The 17,056-nt window shown below is 41.9% G+C and carries 19 protein-coding genes; 10 read left to right on the top strand and 9 right to left on the bottom strand.

All coding sequences use genetic code 11. From position 1 onward, the window contains the following. Positions 1-42 precede the first annotated feature (42 nt). Both MFF31_RS02015 and MFF31_RS02020 read left to right on the top strand, forming a co-directional pair. On the top strand, positions 43-210 hold the full coding sequence (locus MFF31_RS02015) for a YycC family protein (protein ID WP_238186498.1): 168 nt from the start codon (positions 43-45) through the stop codon (positions 208-210). Further along, positions 210-458, top strand: coding sequence for a hypothetical protein (locus tag MFF31_RS02020; RefSeq protein WP_238188451.1), 249 nt, complete (start codon positions 210-212; stop codon positions 456-458). The genes MFF31_RS02015 and MFF31_RS02020 overlap by 1 nt, the downstream gene beginning before the upstream one ends. Before the next feature lie 9 nt (positions 459-467). Here MFF31_RS02020 and MFF31_RS02025 read toward each other — a convergent pair whose 3' ends face one another. Next, a complete protein-coding gene (locus tag MFF31_RS02025) occupies positions 468-1,178 on the bottom strand; it encodes a DUF2225 domain-containing protein (RefSeq protein WP_238186499.1) in 711 nt (236 codons plus the stop codon). Between the two features lie 13 nt (positions 1,179-1,191). Continuing rightward, positions 1,192-1,572 (bottom strand): globin domain-containing protein, encoded by a 381-nt coding sequence (locus MFF31_RS02030; RefSeq protein ID WP_238186500.1) that lies wholly within the window; start codon positions 1,570-1,572, stop codon positions 1,192-1,194. Positions 1,573-1,961: 389 nt separating this feature from the next. Between MFF31_RS02030 and ylbJ the strand changes: the two genes are divergently transcribed. Continuing rightward, positions 1,962-3,065, top strand: coding sequence for a sporulation integral membrane protein YlbJ (ylbJ, locus tag MFF31_RS02035; RefSeq protein WP_238186501.1), 1,104 nt, complete (start codon positions 1,962-1,964; stop codon positions 3,063-3,065). A 90-nt stretch (positions 3,066-3,155) separates the two neighbouring features. Next, complete coding sequence (locus MFF31_RS02040; RefSeq protein ID WP_238186502.1) at positions 3,156-3,953, top strand: NAD kinase; 798 nt, start codon at positions 3,156-3,158, stop codon at positions 3,951-3,953. Positions 3,954-3,981: 28 nt separating this feature from the next. Here the strand turns inward: MFF31_RS02040 and MFF31_RS02045 are convergent, their stop codons facing one another. Together MFF31_RS02045 and lipA are read right to left on the bottom strand one after the other, a co-directional pair. After that, positions 3,982-4,665 (bottom strand): YutD family protein, encoded by a 684-nt coding sequence (locus MFF31_RS02045; RefSeq protein WP_238186503.1) that lies wholly within the window; start codon positions 4,663-4,665, stop codon positions 3,982-3,984. A 24-nt stretch (positions 4,666-4,689) separates the two neighbouring features. Continuing rightward, positions 4,690-5,652 carry a lipoyl synthase gene (gene lipA / locus MFF31_RS02050; RefSeq protein ID WP_238186504.1) on the bottom strand — a complete coding sequence of 321 codons (963 nt, stop codon included), beginning with the start codon at positions 5,650-5,652 and terminating at the stop codon, positions 4,690-4,692. 310 nt (positions 5,653-5,962) lie between these two features. Between lipA and MFF31_RS02055 the strand changes: the two genes are divergently transcribed. From MFF31_RS02055 to MFF31_RS02075, 5 genes are all read left to right on the top strand, one after another. Continuing rightward, positions 5,963-6,736 carry a DeoR/GlpR family DNA-binding transcription regulator gene (locus tag MFF31_RS02055; protein ID WP_238186505.1) on the top strand — a complete coding sequence of 258 codons (774 nt, stop codon included), beginning with the start codon at positions 5,963-5,965 and terminating at the stop codon, positions 6,734-6,736. Positions 6,737-6,782: 46 nt separating this feature from the next. Beyond that, positions 6,783-7,421 carry an HAD family hydrolase gene (locus MFF31_RS02060; RefSeq protein ID WP_238186506.1) on the top strand — a complete coding sequence of 213 codons (639 nt, stop codon included), beginning with the start codon at positions 6,783-6,785 and terminating at the stop codon, positions 7,419-7,421. Positions 7,422-7,485: 64 nt separating this feature from the next. Beyond that, complete coding sequence (locus MFF31_RS02065; RefSeq protein WP_238186507.1) at positions 7,486-8,706, top strand: MFS transporter; 1,221 nt, start codon at positions 7,486-7,488, stop codon at positions 8,704-8,706. Between the two features lie 94 nt (positions 8,707-8,800). After that, a complete protein-coding gene (locus tag MFF31_RS02070; RefSeq protein WP_238186508.1) occupies positions 8,801-9,847 on the top strand; it encodes a M23 family metallopeptidase in 1,047 nt (348 codons plus the stop codon). A gap of 187 nt (positions 9,848-10,034) precedes the next feature. Further along, complete coding sequence (locus MFF31_RS02075) at positions 10,035-10,859, top strand: phosphotransferase (RefSeq protein WP_238186509.1); 825 nt, start codon at positions 10,035-10,037, stop codon at positions 10,857-10,859. Here the strand turns inward: MFF31_RS02075 and yunB are convergent. Then, positions 10,832-11,929: a sporulation protein YunB gene (gene yunB, locus MFF31_RS02080; RefSeq protein WP_309296652.1), complete on the bottom strand. Its 1,098-nt coding sequence runs from the start codon at positions 11,927-11,929 to the stop codon at positions 10,832-10,834. The two genes, MFF31_RS02075 and yunB, sit on opposite strands and share 28 nt — an antisense overlap. Positions 11,930-12,144: 215 nt before the next feature. Between yunB and MFF31_RS02085 the strand changes: the two genes are divergently transcribed. Further along, positions 12,145-12,360 (top strand): hypothetical protein, encoded by a 216-nt coding sequence (locus tag MFF31_RS02085; RefSeq protein ID WP_238186510.1) that lies wholly within the window; start codon positions 12,145-12,147, stop codon positions 12,358-12,360. Between the two features lie 78 nt (positions 12,361-12,438). Here MFF31_RS02085 and MFF31_RS02090 read toward each other — a convergent pair whose 3' ends face one another. The 4 genes from MFF31_RS02090 to MFF31_RS02105 form a co-directional block, all read right to left on the bottom strand. After that, positions 12,439-14,376 (bottom strand): ABC transporter permease, encoded by a 1,938-nt coding sequence (locus tag MFF31_RS02090; protein ID WP_238186511.1) that lies wholly within the window; start codon positions 14,374-14,376, stop codon positions 12,439-12,441. Further along, the gene (locus MFF31_RS02095) at positions 14,351-15,121 is read right to left on the bottom strand and encodes an ABC transporter ATP-binding protein (RefSeq protein ID WP_238186512.1); all 771 of its coding nucleotides are present in this window, start codon (positions 15,119-15,121) and stop codon (positions 14,351-14,353) included. Before MFF31_RS02095 ends, MFF31_RS02090 begins: the two co-directional genes overlap by 26 nt. A gap of 126 nt (positions 15,122-15,247) precedes the next feature. Next, on the bottom strand, positions 15,248-16,252 hold the full coding sequence (locus tag MFF31_RS02100) for a sensor histidine kinase (protein WP_238186513.1): 1,005 nt from the start codon (positions 16,250-16,252) through the stop codon (positions 15,248-15,250). After that, on the bottom strand, positions 16,249-16,956 hold the full coding sequence (locus MFF31_RS02105; RefSeq protein ID WP_238186514.1) for a response regulator transcription factor: 708 nt from the start codon (positions 16,954-16,956) through the stop codon (positions 16,249-16,251). Before MFF31_RS02105 ends, MFF31_RS02100 begins: the two co-directional genes overlap by 4 nt. Positions 16,957-17,056: the final 100 nt, after the last annotated feature.

Raw genomic sequence — 17,056 nt, forward strand, 5'->3', positions numbered from 1 at the left:
CGGTGTATAACTTTATTATATCCTGATTGGAGGGACAAAACCATGTCGAAACCTTTGCAAATCTCACCGGAAACAGCTATTAAGTTATCCGAACAATTAAATGTGCCACTTGAGCACCTAATGCATATGCCAAAGCATATTTTATTACAGAAGCTTGCTGAACTTGCCAAAAAAGATGCAGCTGCGGAATCGGAGAACAAGGAGTCATGATGATCCCTTTCCAGAATGCATGGCCTTACGAAACAATAATGGGCGATCTTTACGTATCGAGCTGCCCGTTCTGTGACGAAGAAAACGTGCTTCTGCCGTTAAAGAGAACGGAGCTGCCCGACATTCAAGATGGCAAAAAACGATTGTTGGTACTTCCATGTTGCCATAATAAAATGACTTTAATTGATGCCGACCATGACTATCTTCTTACAGATCGTCCATTGAGCAAGCGTACACAATTTAAGTAGTATTTCATTTTATAAGCTGCTTACAATTTGAGAGGAAGAGCTGGACAAGCTTAATCGTCTGGCTTCCGACTCCTCCCGAATAAGCTGCCACTGTTCTCTGCACGCACGGATCATCGCAGCATCCATAATTTTTTTGTCATTAACGACACGTGAAAACCACTTAACTGCTTCTTGATCTTGGCCAATTCTTCTATTTAGTTCCCCTATTAAATACATTAACTTCGCATTATTAAGCGATATGCCTTCTGTTTCAAACACACGAATATAAGCTTCTAATGCAAATGTCAAAAATCTTTTTTCTTCTGTTTCATTATTTTCATATCGATACAACCACGCTATATGATGGAGAATACCTGCAATTACCCGATCTTTGGCATCAGTTGCTTGTCCAGTCAACAAGGCTAGTTTGTAGCTCATCATCGCTTGCTCCGCCGATCTTTCACCGCTAAAGCTTTGACCTCTCCAATTTAGACCGATTCGAGTGTTATAACTCTGTTTCTGTGATTCAGTTAAACTAGCAAATCCGTTCTCCGTAGAAGCAAACCCACACTTTGGGCAAATCCGTACAACATAAAAATCAGGGTTAGTGCCTTTGGAATAATGTCCACAAAAATCAGAATCCACAGCTGTAGCTTTCTTAAAGCTTGGACGTACTCTAGTTGTAATAAATATCGTTTCACAGCAAATACATGAAATCTTGGATTCATACAGCGGTTCCATAGGCTTACGTCTCCTATTCGGTAGTATTAATAAAATGATGAGCTGGTCCAGATAGTCGGTCCAATATAAACGTCCGAAGCTCTGGTTCTATGCCAATCTCCTCAAGCGCTCTCCTCATACAATCGAGCCAAGCCTCCGCGCGCTCCGGTGTAATAGGGAACGGCAAATGCCGCGCTCTCATCATCGGATGGCCATGTTCATCAGAATACAGGGATGGACCTCCAAAAAATTGAGTAAGAAACTGATACTGCCTTTCTATGACAGGATCAATGTCCTCAGGGAACAGCGGACCTAATAGCGGATGCTCTTTCACCTTTGGGTAAAAAGACTCAACTATTGATCTGAGTACTTCGGCTCCCCCGATTGCTTCGTAGATGCTTATATTCCTATTCATCGTCATTTCCATCTCCATTTTGTAGGTATTAAGAATTATATGAGTCAAGCATTTGTAGAATAAAAAAAACGCCCGCATTCATATACGCGGACTTTATCTATACATGGTATTAAGCTTTGTACTCCTCTTCTTGCGGTGTTGCAAGGCACTCCCTGATGACGTAGATAAAAGCACAGACAAGAATGCCAGCGATAACGCTCATTATCATCACTCCAAGTATGTCAGGATGATTCCATTGTACCATATCCAAATTCAAAAACTAGTCTGATAGCAGATGATTTTGAAGAAAATGATGCATATCTTCAGCCTATTTTAGTGATGGATGTCCTTCTTCATTCATATAAGTAATAGGAGATGTTGTACAAGCAATTGAGTCTAAGGAGGAACCTATGCTGCGCGTATTTTTTCATCCATTATCCATAACGGCATTTGTCGCTTTCTTCATTGCGCTGCTAATGGCCATATACCCGACTGAAACGTTGCACTCCTCCCTTCGAGGGTTATCCATTTGGTGGGAGGTGTTATTTCCTGCACTTTTCCCGTTCTTTGTAATATCAGAACTATTATTAGGTTTCGGAATCGTTCATTTTTTTGGTAAATTGCTTGACCCGTTTATGCGTCCCCTATTCCGTTTGCCGGGTATTGGCGGTTTTGTTGTAACGATGGGATACATATCCGGTTACCCTGTAGGTGCAAGGCTTACTGCGCAGCTGTGGGCGCAGAAACTTATAACCCGTGCAGAAGGAGAAAGACTAGTCGCATTTACGACAACGTCTGATCCGATCTTTTTAATTGGAGCTGTCTCAGTCGGTTTTTTTCAAAATGTTTCTATCGTTCCTGTGCTTGCTGCTGCACACTACGGCGGAGGGCTGTTGATTGGATTTTTGATGAGATTCCACGATACCAAATCGGATTCAGAAACCCTTTCCAGAGAAAGAGATGCTCAGCATGATAACCAGTCTCGATCCCCAATGCTCAAAGTTAAACGTTTATCACATTCCCGAATCGCTTTAGCACTTAGATCTATGCACGAAGCGAGACTGCTTGACGGCAGAAGGCTGGGAAGATTACTTCAAGACTCTGTACAGTCTGCCCTAAAGCTGATGATTGTAGTAGGAGGACTTGTTGTTTTCTTCTCCGTCGTGATGGAAATGCTGACACATGTCGGGCTTGTAGAACTGCTAACCGAAATGCTGCGATTATTATTCGGAATGTTAGGACTCCCTATCCCGCTCGCTGACGCTGCTATATTCGGACTATTTGAAGTAACACTAGGTGCAAGGGCATCTGGGACAAGTGAAACTTTATTAATGCATGCGGTAGCTATGGCCGCTTGGGTGCTTTCTTGGAGTGGATTATCCGTGCATGCACAAATAGCCAGCTTACTCAGTCGAACGAATTTGAGGTATGCCCCTTTCCTTATAGCTAGACTGCTGCATGGGTTTATCGCTATGGGTCTCGTCTATTTGTTATGGGGCTGGCTAGGTCCTTGATCGTGGGTTATAGCGATTCATTGAATTTAGAACGATTTTCCTATATCATCAAAGATACAGAACTGATTGCTCGGAAGGAGAAATACAACTTTGAAATATGCCGTTATCGACAGGGGCGACGCTCTGTCCAAATCGTTGGTTCAACAATTTCATTCCTTAGCAGCAGAACGGGGCTTTATACAGCATGAAACACATCCCGACATTGTCATATCTATTGGTGGTGACGGTACGCTCCTACAGGCTTTTCATAAATATGTGGATTGTATTGCTGACGTTGGATTTGTAGGTATACATACTGGCCACCTCGGTTTCTATGCCGATTGGAATGCCGATGAGCTGGAAGAGCTGGTTAGATTAATGGCTGAAGAAACCCCGCGCATGGTCAGATACCCGCTTGCTCAAATCGAAGTTGAAACAAGCACAGAGACACTTCATTACTTGGCACTGAATGAGTTCACGCTAAAGGGTGTAGATGGCACTCTTGTAGCTCAGATCGATATTAACGATGAACTCTTCGAAATGTTTCGAGGTGACGGGATCGTTATTTCCACACCATCTGGCAGTACTGCCTATAACAAAAGTGTTGGCGGGGCAATCGTACATCCTTCCATTGAATCGCTACAGCTCGCAGAGATCGCATCAATCAACAATCGAGTTTTCCGTACGTTAGGCTCTTCTGTCTTATTGCCTAAGCATCATCATTGCGACATTTTCTCCAAAAAAGAACAGCGCATTCAACTTTGCATTGATCATGTAAATATTACACACAGTGACATACGCTCCATCCGTTGCAGCGTCGCTACACGTAAAGTGAGCTTTCCTAGATATCGACCGTTTCCGTTTTGGAACCGTGTACGTGAGGCCTTCCTGGACTATGACCCACGTTAATAATAAAAAAGACGCCGGTTCGCTCCAATTAGGAGCGTCCGGCGTCTTTATTATTAGAGCTTTTTGTTGGCTCAGAAGCTGCTGCTGTTTCATTCGCCGCAATCTTCATTGGTTTCTTTCCGCGATGATCGTTGCCACCCCGATGATTTTTGTTGCGATTATTTTGATCACGACGACGACCCTCGTTCCCCGCTGGTTTCCCTTGATCCTCCGCAGCCCGCTGATTATTGTGAGCGCTCATGCTGCGATGACGAGTTGAGGAGAAATGCTCCTTCTGTACAGGTTTAACGTCACCCTCTGCAGGGATATCTTCCAGTGAAGATGATGCGGCAGATTCAGCTGCAGCACGAAGATCGAACCCTTCTAAACGTATAACCTCGTCACCCAAGTCCAAGTCAAGATCCATATCATCATCGTTTGGTTCTTTACGTCCGCCAAGTTGTTTCTCCAATATAAAATAAGCACAGCCGAAATTACAATATTCATTAATATAGTCCGATATAGCAGAGAACGTGCTATCTTTAGTTGCCTTTTGATGGTTATCTTTGAAGAAACCTTTCAAGCGCAACTGGTTATAACCCCAGTCACCGATAATGTAATCATAACGCTCAAGTACCTCGCTAAAGCGATTACGAAAGGCTTCTGGATTCCAGCCGCTTCTATTCTCATGAACAAGCTCGTACGATTTGCCACCGATATGAATCAAAGCCATAGTTACACCTCACTTGAGCATCAATTACTTAATACTGGCACCGGCACTTGCACATGAGCCTGAAGACTCCATCTCATAAGCAGCCGTCACCGTATTCAAAGTGTCCGCTTCAATCGCTGCGTGTGCAGAATCCGTTTGCTCATGCGCATGGTATGAGCTGCGTACAAGCGGTCCAGATTCCACGTGGCGGAAGCCGCGCTTCTTGCCTTCTTCTTTCAATCCAGCAAATTCATCTGGGTGAACGTAACGTACAATTCGCATATGCTTTGGTGTAGGCTGCAAGTATTGACCAAGTGTCAAAATGTTGACATCTACCGCACGCAAATCATCCATCGCTTGCAAAATTTCATCCCACTCCTCGCCTACGCCAAGCATAATGCTTGATTTCGTCGGAATTTTCGGTTTCATTTCTTTGGCACGCTTCAAAAGCTCAATTGAACGTTGGTACTTTGCCTTTGCACGTACACGGTCAGACAGACGCTCAACCGTTTCAATATTATGGTTAAGAATATCTGGGTTCGCATCCATAACAACTTGAAGCGCATCTTTATTGCCCATGAAATCCGGTATAAGTACTTCGACACGACAGAATGGAAGGCGCTTACGGATCGCTCTAATTGTAGCAGCGAAGATAGATGCACCGCCATCAGCCAAATCATCACGTGCTACTGATGTAACAACGCAATGCTGAAGTCCCATTTGCTCTGCAGCTTCTGCAACACGTTCTGGCTCAGCTGTATCAAGCTCAGTAGGCATTCCTGTTTTCACCGCACAGAAACGGCAAGCTCGTGTACAAATATCACCAAGTATCATAAACGTAGCGGTACGATTAGCCCAGCATTCATAAATATTAGGACACCGCGCTTCTTCACAGACCGTATGTAGCGTCTTATTGCGCATCATGTCTTTTATCTCGGCATAATTACCGTCTGTTGTTAGTTTTATGCGAAGCCAGTCAGGCTTTTGAAGCTTCTCACGCTGTTTCATTCATCATTACCTGCTTTCACATTCAGTTATAAGTTTACGGCATTGCCAACATTATAACATGACTATAACAGAAAAAGTAATGTCAAGCCCTATAAGGAAGACGCATAATTCATAGTTTATCGGAATGTTTTCTATCGCAATTTGAGATACATGCTTTTAAATGACAAAAAGTGATAAGGATCGATTGGTAATCCATCCATTTGAGCTAATATTTTACTTGATTTTGCCAAAATTCAGCGTATAATCATTAATATAACTTACAATTACTTAAAATAACTTAAGTTTACGTACTGAAAAAGGAGAGTTTGCAATGTTTCAAGAAGAACGACTAGTCTCTATTTTGAAGTATTTGCAGGAAAAGAAACGGATTGAAGTTGATGAAATTTGCAGCTTGCTCAACATCTCAAGGGACACAGCAAGGCGGGATATTATCAAACTTGAACAACAAGGAACTATTTTGCGAACGCGCGGCGGAGCAATTCTGCCACCAATATCAAAAGACATTCTAAACTATGAACAGAGAATGAAACAAGACCTAACTTCAAAACAAAGGATAGGCGAGTTAGCAGCAACGCTAATTCACGATGGCGATTATCTGTATATGGATGCCTCAACAACTGTTCGACATACAGTTGAGTATATGACAAGTAAGATGAATGCAGTCGTTACCAATTCAATTAATACGGCAGATGTGCTTACCCAGAAAGAAGGTATTCGCATTCACCTCTTAGGTGGTTTATTCAACAATGAACACCGCTTCGTATATGGTCAAAGAGCGATTGATATGTTAGGCGACTACCAATTTGAGAAAGCTTTTCTTGGTGCATGCGGCATTACAGCTGAAGGACTTACAACTTACTTTGAAGAAGAAAGCTTTCTTATCCGTAAAATTATTCAGCAATCCGAGCAAATCATTGTTCTCGCTGATTCCACTAAGTTTGGTAAAAAACTGTTCCACCGTACTGCCGATCTTAAAGATATTGATATCATCGTTACAAACCAAGAACCTGATGAACAATTGCGAGAGCAGCTAGAGGCTGTAGAGGTCGACATAATGGTTGTAGGAGAGCATGTCGTTTCTTAAAGTAATCGTGCGCCTTAATTACCTCATATGAAGCGGAGGAACTCACATGTATACAAGTATCATTTTTGACGTTGATGGAACTATTATCAATACAGAAAAAGCTGTTATCGGTTCACTACAAAAAACACTCAAGCAGCTGTTAAATCAGGATTTCACCAGTGAAGAACTTTCCTTTGTACTTGGCATACCCGGATCAACCTCTCTACCGATGTTGGGCATTAAAAATATAGATGAAGCAAACACGATTTGGAACGATTATATGAAACAATTTTATGCTGAAATATATATTTACCCTCACTTCGATCTCATGTTAAAAACATTACATGACGCCAATATAACGACGGGAATTGTTACTTCTAAGACAAAAGAGCAGCTAGAAGAGGATTTTGTACCATTTGGACTCATGAAATATTTGCCGTTTGTAGTTACCGCAGACGATACGCTTAAGCATAAGCCGAACCCTGAACCGCTTCAAAAGTTTATTGAAATATCAGGTGTAAACAAATCCAAAGCCATCTATATTGGAGATACGATATACGATATGCAATGTGCTGCTGATGCTGGTATCGACTTCGGTCTTGCGTTATGGGGCGCTCCTTCTCCTGATTCTGTCCATGCTCAGTATAAATTAAATGATCCAATGGACATTCTAAAGCTCATTTCAGCAACAAATAGCGTTTCATAAGTGAAGAAAAACTTATAATTGGTAGTAATAATGTTGAAATCACGTAATAAAGAGGGTATCTGCCATGACATCAAGCATTAGAAAAATATTTACTATGAACATCATCAGCTCTATCATCTACATCTATGTCGGTATTTTTATTAATTTGTACATTTGGGAAGCTGGGCAAAATATATCCGATGTTGCTTGGTACAATATCGTTTTGTTCACTGGCTGGAGCATCTCGTATGGTTGTGGAACATTTCTTGTTCATAAACTAGGTATGAGAAAATTGATAACCATTTCTGCTTTAAGCGTTGGATTAGCATTCGCATTATTAGCTTGGATGCCTCCCTTCGAGAGAATTTGGTGGCTCGCTTCAATTGCACTTCCTGTTGGATTAAGCTGGGGCTTATATTCAGCAACACAAAATATTAGCTTAACTATTTTAGGCAAGGACAAAGACTTTTCTGTTTATTTTGCCTACAGCACTTTGGCTGGTCAAATATTATCCATGATTGTTCCTATCATCTATGCACAAGTCATATTGAAATTTGGCTACTCGGCTTCATTCATTGCAATGATTGTATTTGTCCTTATTATGATGGTATATGCTAAGTTTTTGCCTCATTTACCTAAAGAAAATAGCGCCTTGCCTAGTAAAGAAACTAGAAAAAGCAAGTCATTAAGTCCTTTCGGCATTTTTAAACAAGTTGGCAAGCAGATGTTGCAGCCTCAGTATCGGTGGCTTACGTTCAGTATTTTTGCGGCAGGTATTTTTCTACAATTTCAAAACTTATTTACGTTGCTGTTTACTTTTACCGTGACGCAAGACAAAACCCTTATTTCTTTGTTGAATGCTTTATATACACTTGCCGGCGTTGTCGCTCTGCTCATCTATAAACGCATTAAACTAACAAATATGAAGTGGCTTTGGATTGGTGCTGGTCTGTTGGCGTTTGGCTTCATTATCGTTACTATACCAATGCCTACTCCATCGGCTAAATCTATTTTGCTCATTTCTTCCAACATCATTTCTGCGATTGGTATGCTCTTATTCGCTTCGACCTGGAATGCGATAACGTTTAATTCCATCCAATTTTTAAATGATCAAGAAAGAACGATGTTTCTGGTGTGGCGGGAATGGCTCCTTTGTATTTCGCGAATTGTACTATTAACAATAGTACTTTCACTTAATGATCTTAGCGGTTGGTTATTCAACTTAATTATTGCCTTTACTGTCATCAGTCTTCTTGCTATTCCGTTCACTATGAATATAGCCACTCGAAGAATAGATGCAAAATAACGAGCTTGAAAATCTCAAGTGAAAAAGTTGGATAAAATCCAATCATATGCAAATCATACCTTTATGACCGTCATGCTGCTGAAAGGGTGAGACGATGAAGGTATTGATTCCGATGACAGCTGCGCTCGTTACCCTATCGCTGCTAATTAATCCGACAAATTCAAACGCTAATGCTTCAATGGGTGGAGCACAAATACTAAATGATAATACGGCCAGTGCGAACAGCCAAAACCCATTTGATAGTCAACGTGAACTGTATGACAAATTAAGCAGCGTAACAAATGTAGAATGGTACTGGGTTGCCGCTGTTGATCAGTATGAAAGAACAATGTCAAGAGCTCGCCCCAAGGCTCGACCTTTATTAGGAGAGACAGTAGGCGTGTTCATTGACAAAGAGCTCTGGGCAGGTATTTTGAATCCAGATGATGAGGATAACTCACCCCTCTCGATTAGATGGTTTAATGGTATCGGCCGAGACGGGGACGGCAATGGGATTGCTGAGCGGAATAGTGACTTCGACTTGCTCTATTCACTCATCCGTCATACCTCACTTAAAGGTACAACGGATGAACATTTTCCCATCGGGCTTTGGGATTATTATCAAAATAGTCGCTCTGTTCAACGTATTGAACAATTTGCAGCAATTTATAAGCACTACGGTCAGCTTAATCTGTTCGAACATGCCTTCCCACTCCCAATCGGAAATAATTACTCCTATAAAGACACTTGGGGGGATAAACGCGGTTGGGGCGGCAGACGAACCCATGAAGGTACAGATATTTTTGCTGGATATGGCACTCCCGTCAGAAGCACATGTTATGGCATTATTGAAATTAAAGGTTGGAACAAATTTGGGGGCTGGCGAATTGGTATTCGCGACCTGAACAATCATTACCACTATTACGCCCATCTACAAGGATTCGACAAAACGATTAAAGTCGGCGATATTGTTGAGCCTGGACAAGTCGTAGGATGGGTTGGCAGCTCTGGTTATGGCAAGCCGGGTACTTCTGGGAAATTCCCACCGCATTTGCACTATGGGATTTATAGTGATCGTGGTCTTCTGGAGTGGGCGTTTGATCCGTATCCGATGCTTCGGCGCTGGGAGCAGGGGGATTATAGAAAGCTTCGTTCAAAATAGACCATACAAAAGACGTACAAATGGACTTTCATTTGTACGTCTTTTTATTATTATTTCTATTGAAACATGATGTCGTCTACATCGTGACGAACCCAGCTGAAAGTATGCCACCATTGTTAAAGATGTTATAATACCCCTATTAATTAACATGTTAAACGAAGTGCATTTATGGAAGGATGAACATAACTTGACTGAAAAAGAAGAAGTGTTACATGGTGGGAATGTTAGCACGCTTGTACGGGTAGGCGATACTGTACGGCGAAGTAATAATCACAATCCCTATGTGAATGACCTTTTGATGCATCTAGAAAAAAACGATTTTGGTAAAGCCCCACGATTTCTCGGAATAGATCAACAGGGGCGCGAAATACTTACTTTTATCCCCGGTGAGGTTCCCGGAAATGACTATCCTAACCTAATCCCTTACATGTGGTCGGATGCCGCTCTTATAGAAATAGCTAAATTACTTCGTCAATTTCACGATGCAACAATAGGTTTTACTTCCGAAGCTAAGCCGAATAATGTTTATCCAGATCTAACGATCAATGAAGTCGTTTGTCATAACGACGCCGCACCTTACAATATTGTATTTAGAGATATACAGCCTATGGCTTTAATTGACTTCGACATGGCGAGCCCCGGTCCGCGTATTTGGGATATCGTGTATACACTCTATACAACCGTTCCGCTCGCCAGTTTCGAGCCAGCGTTAATCGATGCAACGACTGTATCCTATAGTACTGAACTCCATGCTGAAAATAGGTGTCGACGGATTAAGTTATTTTTTGAAAATTACGGGATGGAAGCCCCAGATGACCTAAAACATTGGGTTATTAAACGCCTTCAAGCTATGTGTGCAACCCTCTCTCAAGGTGCTGCCAATGAAGTAGCCGCTTTTGTGAAAATGGTTGAAGATGGTCATTTGTTGCATTATCAAAACGAAATTAAGTTTTTGAATGTACATTTTGACGATTGGAACATTCATCATTCCGCAGGAGGTTCGCTTTCATGAGCACCCTCTGCCCCCGATTCTGAGCTTTTCTCAGTGCTATTTTCTGTCCCCTTCTCAGTACTCTTACCCGACTCTTCTGAGTTAGACGTGACACCTGAACCTGGTGCAAGCGGGACAGAAATATTAGGTGCTTGCTGTGCCGTATCCCCTACTGCTTTGCCTGTACTGTCATAATAATACATAGGCACATCGCCGACGACGAGCAGATACGAAATTGGAATTTCAGTCTCGACAATTTCTGGTTCAGTATCAAATGGAATGATAATTGATACCTCTGCAACAACCTTTATATAAACTTCCACAAGCACCATATTAATCGCTGCATTCCTCTCGCGAGTGCTCAGTTCCACTTTAACTGCTCCGACCGGCTCAAATTTAACGGGAACTCTTGGACCGAACGAAGAAATGATCGCACTGTTAAGTGCATGACCAATCGGAATATGCTCAGGAATATCTTTAATTTCACTTAACGTAGATTGCACGGTTTCGATTGTCTGTGAGGTGATGCTCATATGCTCTGCGTAGTTGAGCATAAATCCAGATATCTTCCCATTTCCGTTCATTTTCCAATCTATAAGTTTTTCCGATTCTGACTTGCGGGCTACTTGCTCTGTAATTGCTTTATTGATGGCTTGTGTTGCAACTTGCTTCACCCTAACTTTAGCAATATTCATAAGCGGAGGTCTCAAATTCTTTTCAATAAAAACAAAGGAAGGAATAGATAATACCATCATAAATAAGAGGAACATTAGTAATACATTGCGTTTCTTCATTCGCGGGCGGACACGCGGCTCCCTTGTTCTTGCTCCCCATGTGGAACCTGTACTTTTCTTTACGCGTTGACCTCCAAAAGAGAAACTTGGCCCTTTGCTTCCCCAGCCTGCAGCAGGTTTACTAGCGGATGGTTTCATTCCCCACTTTGCTCCGCTCGATCGACTTGGGGCAGACTTTGATCGGCCGCTCCCCCAACTTACCGTCTTCACTCGTCTTAAAGACTTACCCCGGAATAAATTGAATTGAAAGCCGCCTGACGGCTTGAACCGCCAGCCCTTCTTCCCCCACTTGGCCATATCGGCTCGCCTCCCGTTTCGCCCTGTCCATCAACTACTTTCCATACTTTATGCGGTGAGAGGTCGAAAAAGAAGGCAAGCTGGGCTAACGAATGTACGACGCTCGTCCAATTTACAACGAGTGCAGGACATTCCGAATAGCTTAGTTGTCCATCGGTAAAGGATGCGTTAGACTATAACAGGAGCAAACAAGCAGTGATTAAAGGAGTGTACCTATGTCTCTTCATTTTAAATTAATGACCGATTCCGATTTCCAAGACGTTCTCGATAAAGGAATCCGTATTCGCGTATTCAAAGATAACCATATCGTAGATGCCAGTTCCCTCATCGTTCGCTTCGACGATGGCCTAGTCGTCACACAATCGGATGTCAGTGATCTTATGTATCACGATCGTACTGAATGTGAATTTTATGAGCTGAGAAAACGTTAAACAAAAACAAACATACAAAAGCCGGTCACACGTTGTTGTTTGCGACGAGTGACCGGCTTCCCTGTTTAATTCAAGACATTACATCAACTTCCTCCGCATATGCGTTAAATAACGCCAGCGTATTAGCAAGAAGTATATGATTTGCATCGCTAGAAACGAAACGTAGATGAGTAGTGCATCCTCGAGCATCGGCATTTGCACAAGGTTCCCCATGTTCATAAAGGCTATTGCACTATGAAGCATTCCTACAGAAAAGGGTAGGAAAAACATAAGTATTAGCTGTCTAGTTACTAGTTTACTTAGTTCCTTACCGCTTAGTCCTATCTTGCCGATCATTTCATATTGTTTCTCATCTCGATCCAAATCAGCATACAATCGGAAATATATAAAGCTTGCAGCAAAGGTAAAGAACACTACAGCTACTAGAACGCTAATAATTAACAAGATACCGTTTAGCTGCTTACTGTCATACCAGTCGAGTACTAATGCGGACAATGCAAGAGACTTTATGACCCCGTCTGCGGATGAATCCTTTATTGTCGTTTCTTTGAGATCTTCTTCAATCGATAATTGAAGTTCCCTCGCGACTTGAATTGTATCTTCCCATTGCGGCATTACATAATAAGTTGTAGATTCTAATGCATCGTACTTAGATATGTGGTCATACATTTCATCTGACACAATAATCGTGTCATAGGGACTAGGGATGACCATATCCTCCATTCTTTCCTCTAGCTTCAAATCCGATGTACGTTCTCCTCCTGACGCACGTACCGCAGCAGCATAATTTTCATCGATCATACCACCTCTTGCAATCGTGCCGGATGAGACAAGCATTCCATCAGAATGTAACGTTTTGGGCTCATAGCCGAGCATCTCTATTAGAGCATTAAACTCCATTAGCTTCATAACCGGGTATGTTGCTGCATATTTCGTTTGTACGGAAACTTTTTTAAATGTATACCCTTCATCAGATAATGCCCCGTCTATCCTGCTAAGATGCTCCCCTTTCCACTCACTGTCTTCTTTAGACTTGTAAATAAACGCATACGGATTATCTCGTTCCGTCCGATCAGGATCACCAATGACCAGACAGACGCCAACTCCGGAGAATGCTACTGCCATAACCGTTGCCACCATAAAAAACATAATCGCATTATCCTTCATCCGATAAGCGAGATCGGTGAACGTAAGCAGGTTGATTTTGCGAAAAAATAACTCTTCACGACGCTTAAGTCCACGAATAACATATACGCTTAGTTGTGTGAACAAAAAATAAGTGCCTACTATTACACAACCAACCGCAAGCGAAATTAGCCACATGTAAAATGCTGAATTGTTAACAAAATGGAACACCATGCCATAACCCGCACCTATCAATACGACAGAGATCAGACTTAATAGTAGGGATGCCTTTGGTTCAGGGCGCGGCTTCTCATCAGACTTAATTAGATCCAGCACCTCATTATGTCTGCCAATTCTTGTCGTGAGCAGTGAGATTACAAGGAATAATAGAGCGAATGCTCCCGCAGTCATCCAGACTGCTTGGATAGGAATGTAGAAATTCAATCCTTTCTCTAACATTAATAAGCGAGCACTAATAAGCAACATGAGCTTCGTACAAAGTAAACCTACACTAATCCCAAATAGAATGGCCCCTGATCCAATAATCATATTTTCGATAAATGTAAGCTTCTTTCGTTGTTTCTCCGACATCCCGAGAATCATCAGTATGCCAAATTCTTTCTTTCGCACCTTAAGAAATGCGCTAGTTGAATATAGTAAAAATAAAAATGAAAAGATGAAAATTAAATAGATGGATACTCGAAGTCCCATCGTTCCGAGATAGGAAGCTACTCCGCTGCTCGATGCCAGTTGACCTTGAAGGTCGGGATGGAAAAGCAGAACGGCATAGATGAAAAACACCATTACAGCAAAGGCACTGCTCAAAAAATGTGCCGCATACGTTCGTTTCTTACGAATGACATTTCTAAACGCGAACTGTCGGAAATTCATTCTCCTGACCTCCCAATAAAGAAAGCACATTGATGATTTTCTGATAGAAGGCGCTGCGATTATCTCCGCAATGAACTTCGGTATAATATTGACCATCCTTAATGAATACGACCCGATCACAGTAACTTGCGGCCATTGCGTCATGTGTAACGAGCATCATTGTTGCTCCCTCTTCTTTATTGAGCTTGCACATCAACTCCATCACATCACGTGCTGATTTGGAATCCAAATTGCCAGTCGGCTCATCAGCAAGGAGCAACTGAGGGCGATGGATGAGCGCTCTTGCAATAGCCGTCCGCTGCGCTTGACCTCCCGAAATCTCATACGTTCGCTTGTCCATAATGTGAGAAATACCTAATTTATTTGCGATAGCTTCTGCCATCTGCTTCATTTCATTGACACTTACCCCCTCCAGAGTCAAAGGAAGCACAATATTTTCGTTTACTGTCATCGTATCGAGCAAGTTAAAGGACTGGAACACAAATCCAAGCTCACGTCTGCGAAAGTGTGCCAGCTTCTCCTGAGAAAGGTCATATGGATTATTTCCATTGATTCGAACATCACCAGATGTAGGACGATCAATTGTGGAGACAACATTAAGCAGCGTCGTTTTGCCGCTCCCAGACGGCCCCATAATACCAACGAATTCCCCCTTCTCAATCGTCAGGTCAAAGTTACTTAACGCTTTATAAGACACTTTTCCAGGGTAAATTTTGTTTAGATTGCGTACTTGGAGCAAATCCATTCTCCGCACTCTCCTTATCTGTTTCTGTGATAGCTCCAGTGTAGACGATAACTGCCTCCTTTTCGACGAACAGTACCTTCATCTACCTTACAATATTGAAAGGTAGCATAAAAAAGCGATTAGATCTCAATGATCTCTCGCTTTTCCTACTGCTGCATATGGGAAAATAAGACGTATAATCGTACCTTCTCCAACCTTAGATTCAGCTTCAATTTTTTGATTCATTTTGTCCATAACCGTCTTAGCCATATATAATCCCATACCTGACGATTCTTTAAATCGCCTGCCATTCTCGCCTGTAAAGAAGGGTTGAAATATCCGTTTCATATCAAAAGCTGGGATGCCTACTCCCTTATCTCGAACTTCCAAAATAACACCACGTTCATCGTGATAGGCTGCAATCGTAATGATACTTTCAGTCCCAGCGGCAAATTTAACTGCATTCGAGATAATCTGGATCAATATAAATCGAAGCCACTTGTGATCGGTTTCTACCACTAAATCTTCTTCTATTTCAATGCGAGGATACACATAGTTTCGTATAAACAATCTTTTATTTTCTAAAATAACCTCATTAGCAAGATGGCGTAATATAACCTTATCTACACCAAAATCCACTTCGAACGTTTCAAGCCGCGCCATATAAAGAATCATTTCTAATCCTTTGCGAAGCCGCTCCGTCTCCTCCAGCATACTTTCATTGCGTGGTCCATCATCATCTTGCAGCATAAGTTCCAGAACAGACAATGGCGTCTTCATCTGATGTACCCATTGATTCATAAATGTAATATGGTTCTGCCAACTACGCTCACCGTTCACCAATTCATTTTCATAATGACGATACTGCGAATTTAGCAGCTCGTTCACCGATGCTGGAAGTGGGGCATGTCCTTCAAGCTGATAAGATTCCTCAATCTTAAACGTCTTCCTTGATAATAGCTCATAGAGCTTCCGATGACTCATATATCGATAGATGAGATATACGGCAAAGAGGCATATCCCTAACAAAATCGCATACGCAGCAACTGTCCAACTACGATAGCCATCTAGGTAGAATACTAGAGTAACGATACCTAATTGCACAAACATAAAAAGAGTGAGAGGGACATGTTCGCGGAAAAATAGTCTCATCTTTTCCCCTCAGCGCTCCATGTTCCAAATAGCCGATAACCGGTTCCCCGAACGGTTTCCAATGCGTCAGCAATGCCAAGCTCCGCAAGTTTTTTACGCAACCTCGTTACATTAACACTTAGCGCATTATCATCAACATAGGCATAATCATCCCAAAGTTTCTCCAAAATAGATTCCCTGCTAACGAGCATCCCTAGCCGCTTAAGTAATGTCTCGGTTAAGATCATTTCCTTCTTGGTGAGTTCAACCCACTTGCCATTTAAGTGCAGCTCCATCCGCTCTGGATATAGTACAAGTCCAGACTTCTCAATTACTCTCTCTGTCGTTGATCCTGCATAATCGCCGTAAACTCGGCGAATTTGGCTGCGAATCTTCGCCATTACAACTTCATAATGAAATGGCTTCGTTAAATAATCGTCCCCTCCATTTTCTATAGCATATACTTGATCCATCTCGCCACTTCTCGCTGACAGAAAAATAACAGGACAAGTAGATATTGTGCGAATTTGTCTGCACCAATAAAACCCGTCAAAGCTAGGCAAATTAATATCCATTAATACGATATGCGGCTCCACAATCTCAAAAGTTTCCAGTACCTTTTGAAAATCCTCAATAATAATGGCTTTATTTCCGTACTTTTCGATATATGATTTCAGCAGATCCCCGATTTTCTCGTCATCCTCCACTATTAAAACCTTGTACATAGTAAGTTCCTCCCGTTGTTGTTCATTCGCTCCCTTTAGTGCTTTCTAACTGTATCAGTTACATTGTAGCAAAAACTCATTGGCATAATTAGCAATTGTT

Source organism: Paenibacillus sp. L3-i20 (genome assembly GCF_022180385.2).
Classification (GTDB): domain Bacteria; phylum Bacillota; class Bacilli; order Paenibacillales; family Paenibacillaceae; genus Pristimantibacillus.

Coding starts and splice junctions, on each gene's coding strand:
- MFF31_RS02065 (WP_238186507.1), top strand. CDS start 7,486: ATGACATCAAGCATTAGAAAAATATTTACTATGAACATCATCAGCTCT.
- MFF31_RS02045 (WP_238186503.1), bottom strand. CDS start 4,665: ATGGCTTTGATTCATATCGGTGGCAAATCGTACGAGCTTGTTCATGAG.
- lipA (WP_238186504.1), bottom strand. CDS start 5,652: ATGAAACAGCGTGAGAAGCTTCAAAAGCCTGACTGGCTTCGCATAAAA.
- MFF31_RS02100 (WP_238186513.1), bottom strand. CDS start 16,252: ATGAGACTATTTTTCCGCGAACATGTCCCTCTCACTCTTTTTATGTTT.
- ylbJ (WP_238186501.1), top strand. CDS start 1,962: ATGCTGCGCGTATTTTTTCATCCATTATCCATAACGGCATTTGTCGCT.
- MFF31_RS02085 (WP_238186510.1), top strand. CDS start 12,145: ATGTCTCTTCATTTTAAATTAATGACCGATTCCGATTTCCAAGACGTT.
- MFF31_RS02055 (WP_238186505.1), top strand. CDS start 5,963: ATGTTTCAAGAAGAACGACTAGTCTCTATTTTGAAGTATTTGCAGGAA.
- MFF31_RS02105 (WP_238186514.1), bottom strand. CDS start 16,956: ATGTACAAGGTTTTAATAGTGGAGGATGACGAGAAAATCGGGGATCTG.
- MFF31_RS02095 (WP_238186512.1), bottom strand. CDS start 15,121: ATGGATTTGCTCCAAGTACGCAATCTAAACAAAATTTACCCTGGAAAA.
- MFF31_RS02060 (WP_238186506.1), top strand. CDS start 6,783: ATGTATACAAGTATCATTTTTGACGTTGATGGAACTATTATCAATACA.
- MFF31_RS02070 (WP_238186508.1), top strand. CDS start 8,801: ATGAAGGTATTGATTCCGATGACAGCTGCGCTCGTTACCCTATCGCTG.
- MFF31_RS02030 (WP_238186500.1), bottom strand. CDS start 1,572: ATGAATAGGAATATAAGCATCTACGAAGCAATCGGGGGAGCCGAAGTA.
- MFF31_RS02025 (WP_238186499.1), bottom strand. CDS start 1,178: ATGGAACCGCTGTATGAATCCAAGATTTCATGTATTTGCTGTGAAACG.
- MFF31_RS02015 (WP_238186498.1), top strand. CDS start 43: ATGTCGAAACCTTTGCAAATCTCACCGGAAACAGCTATTAAGTTATCC.
- yunB (WP_309296652.1), bottom strand. CDS start 11,929: ATGGCCAAGTGGGGGAAGAAGGGCTGGCGGTTCAAGCCGTCAGGCGGC.
- MFF31_RS02020 (WP_238188451.1), top strand. CDS start 210: ATGATCCCTTTCCAGAATGCATGGCCTTACGAAACAATAATGGGCGAT.
- MFF31_RS02090 (WP_238186511.1), bottom strand. CDS start 14,376: ATGAATTTCCGACAGTTCGCGTTTAGAAATGTCATTCGTAAGAAACGA.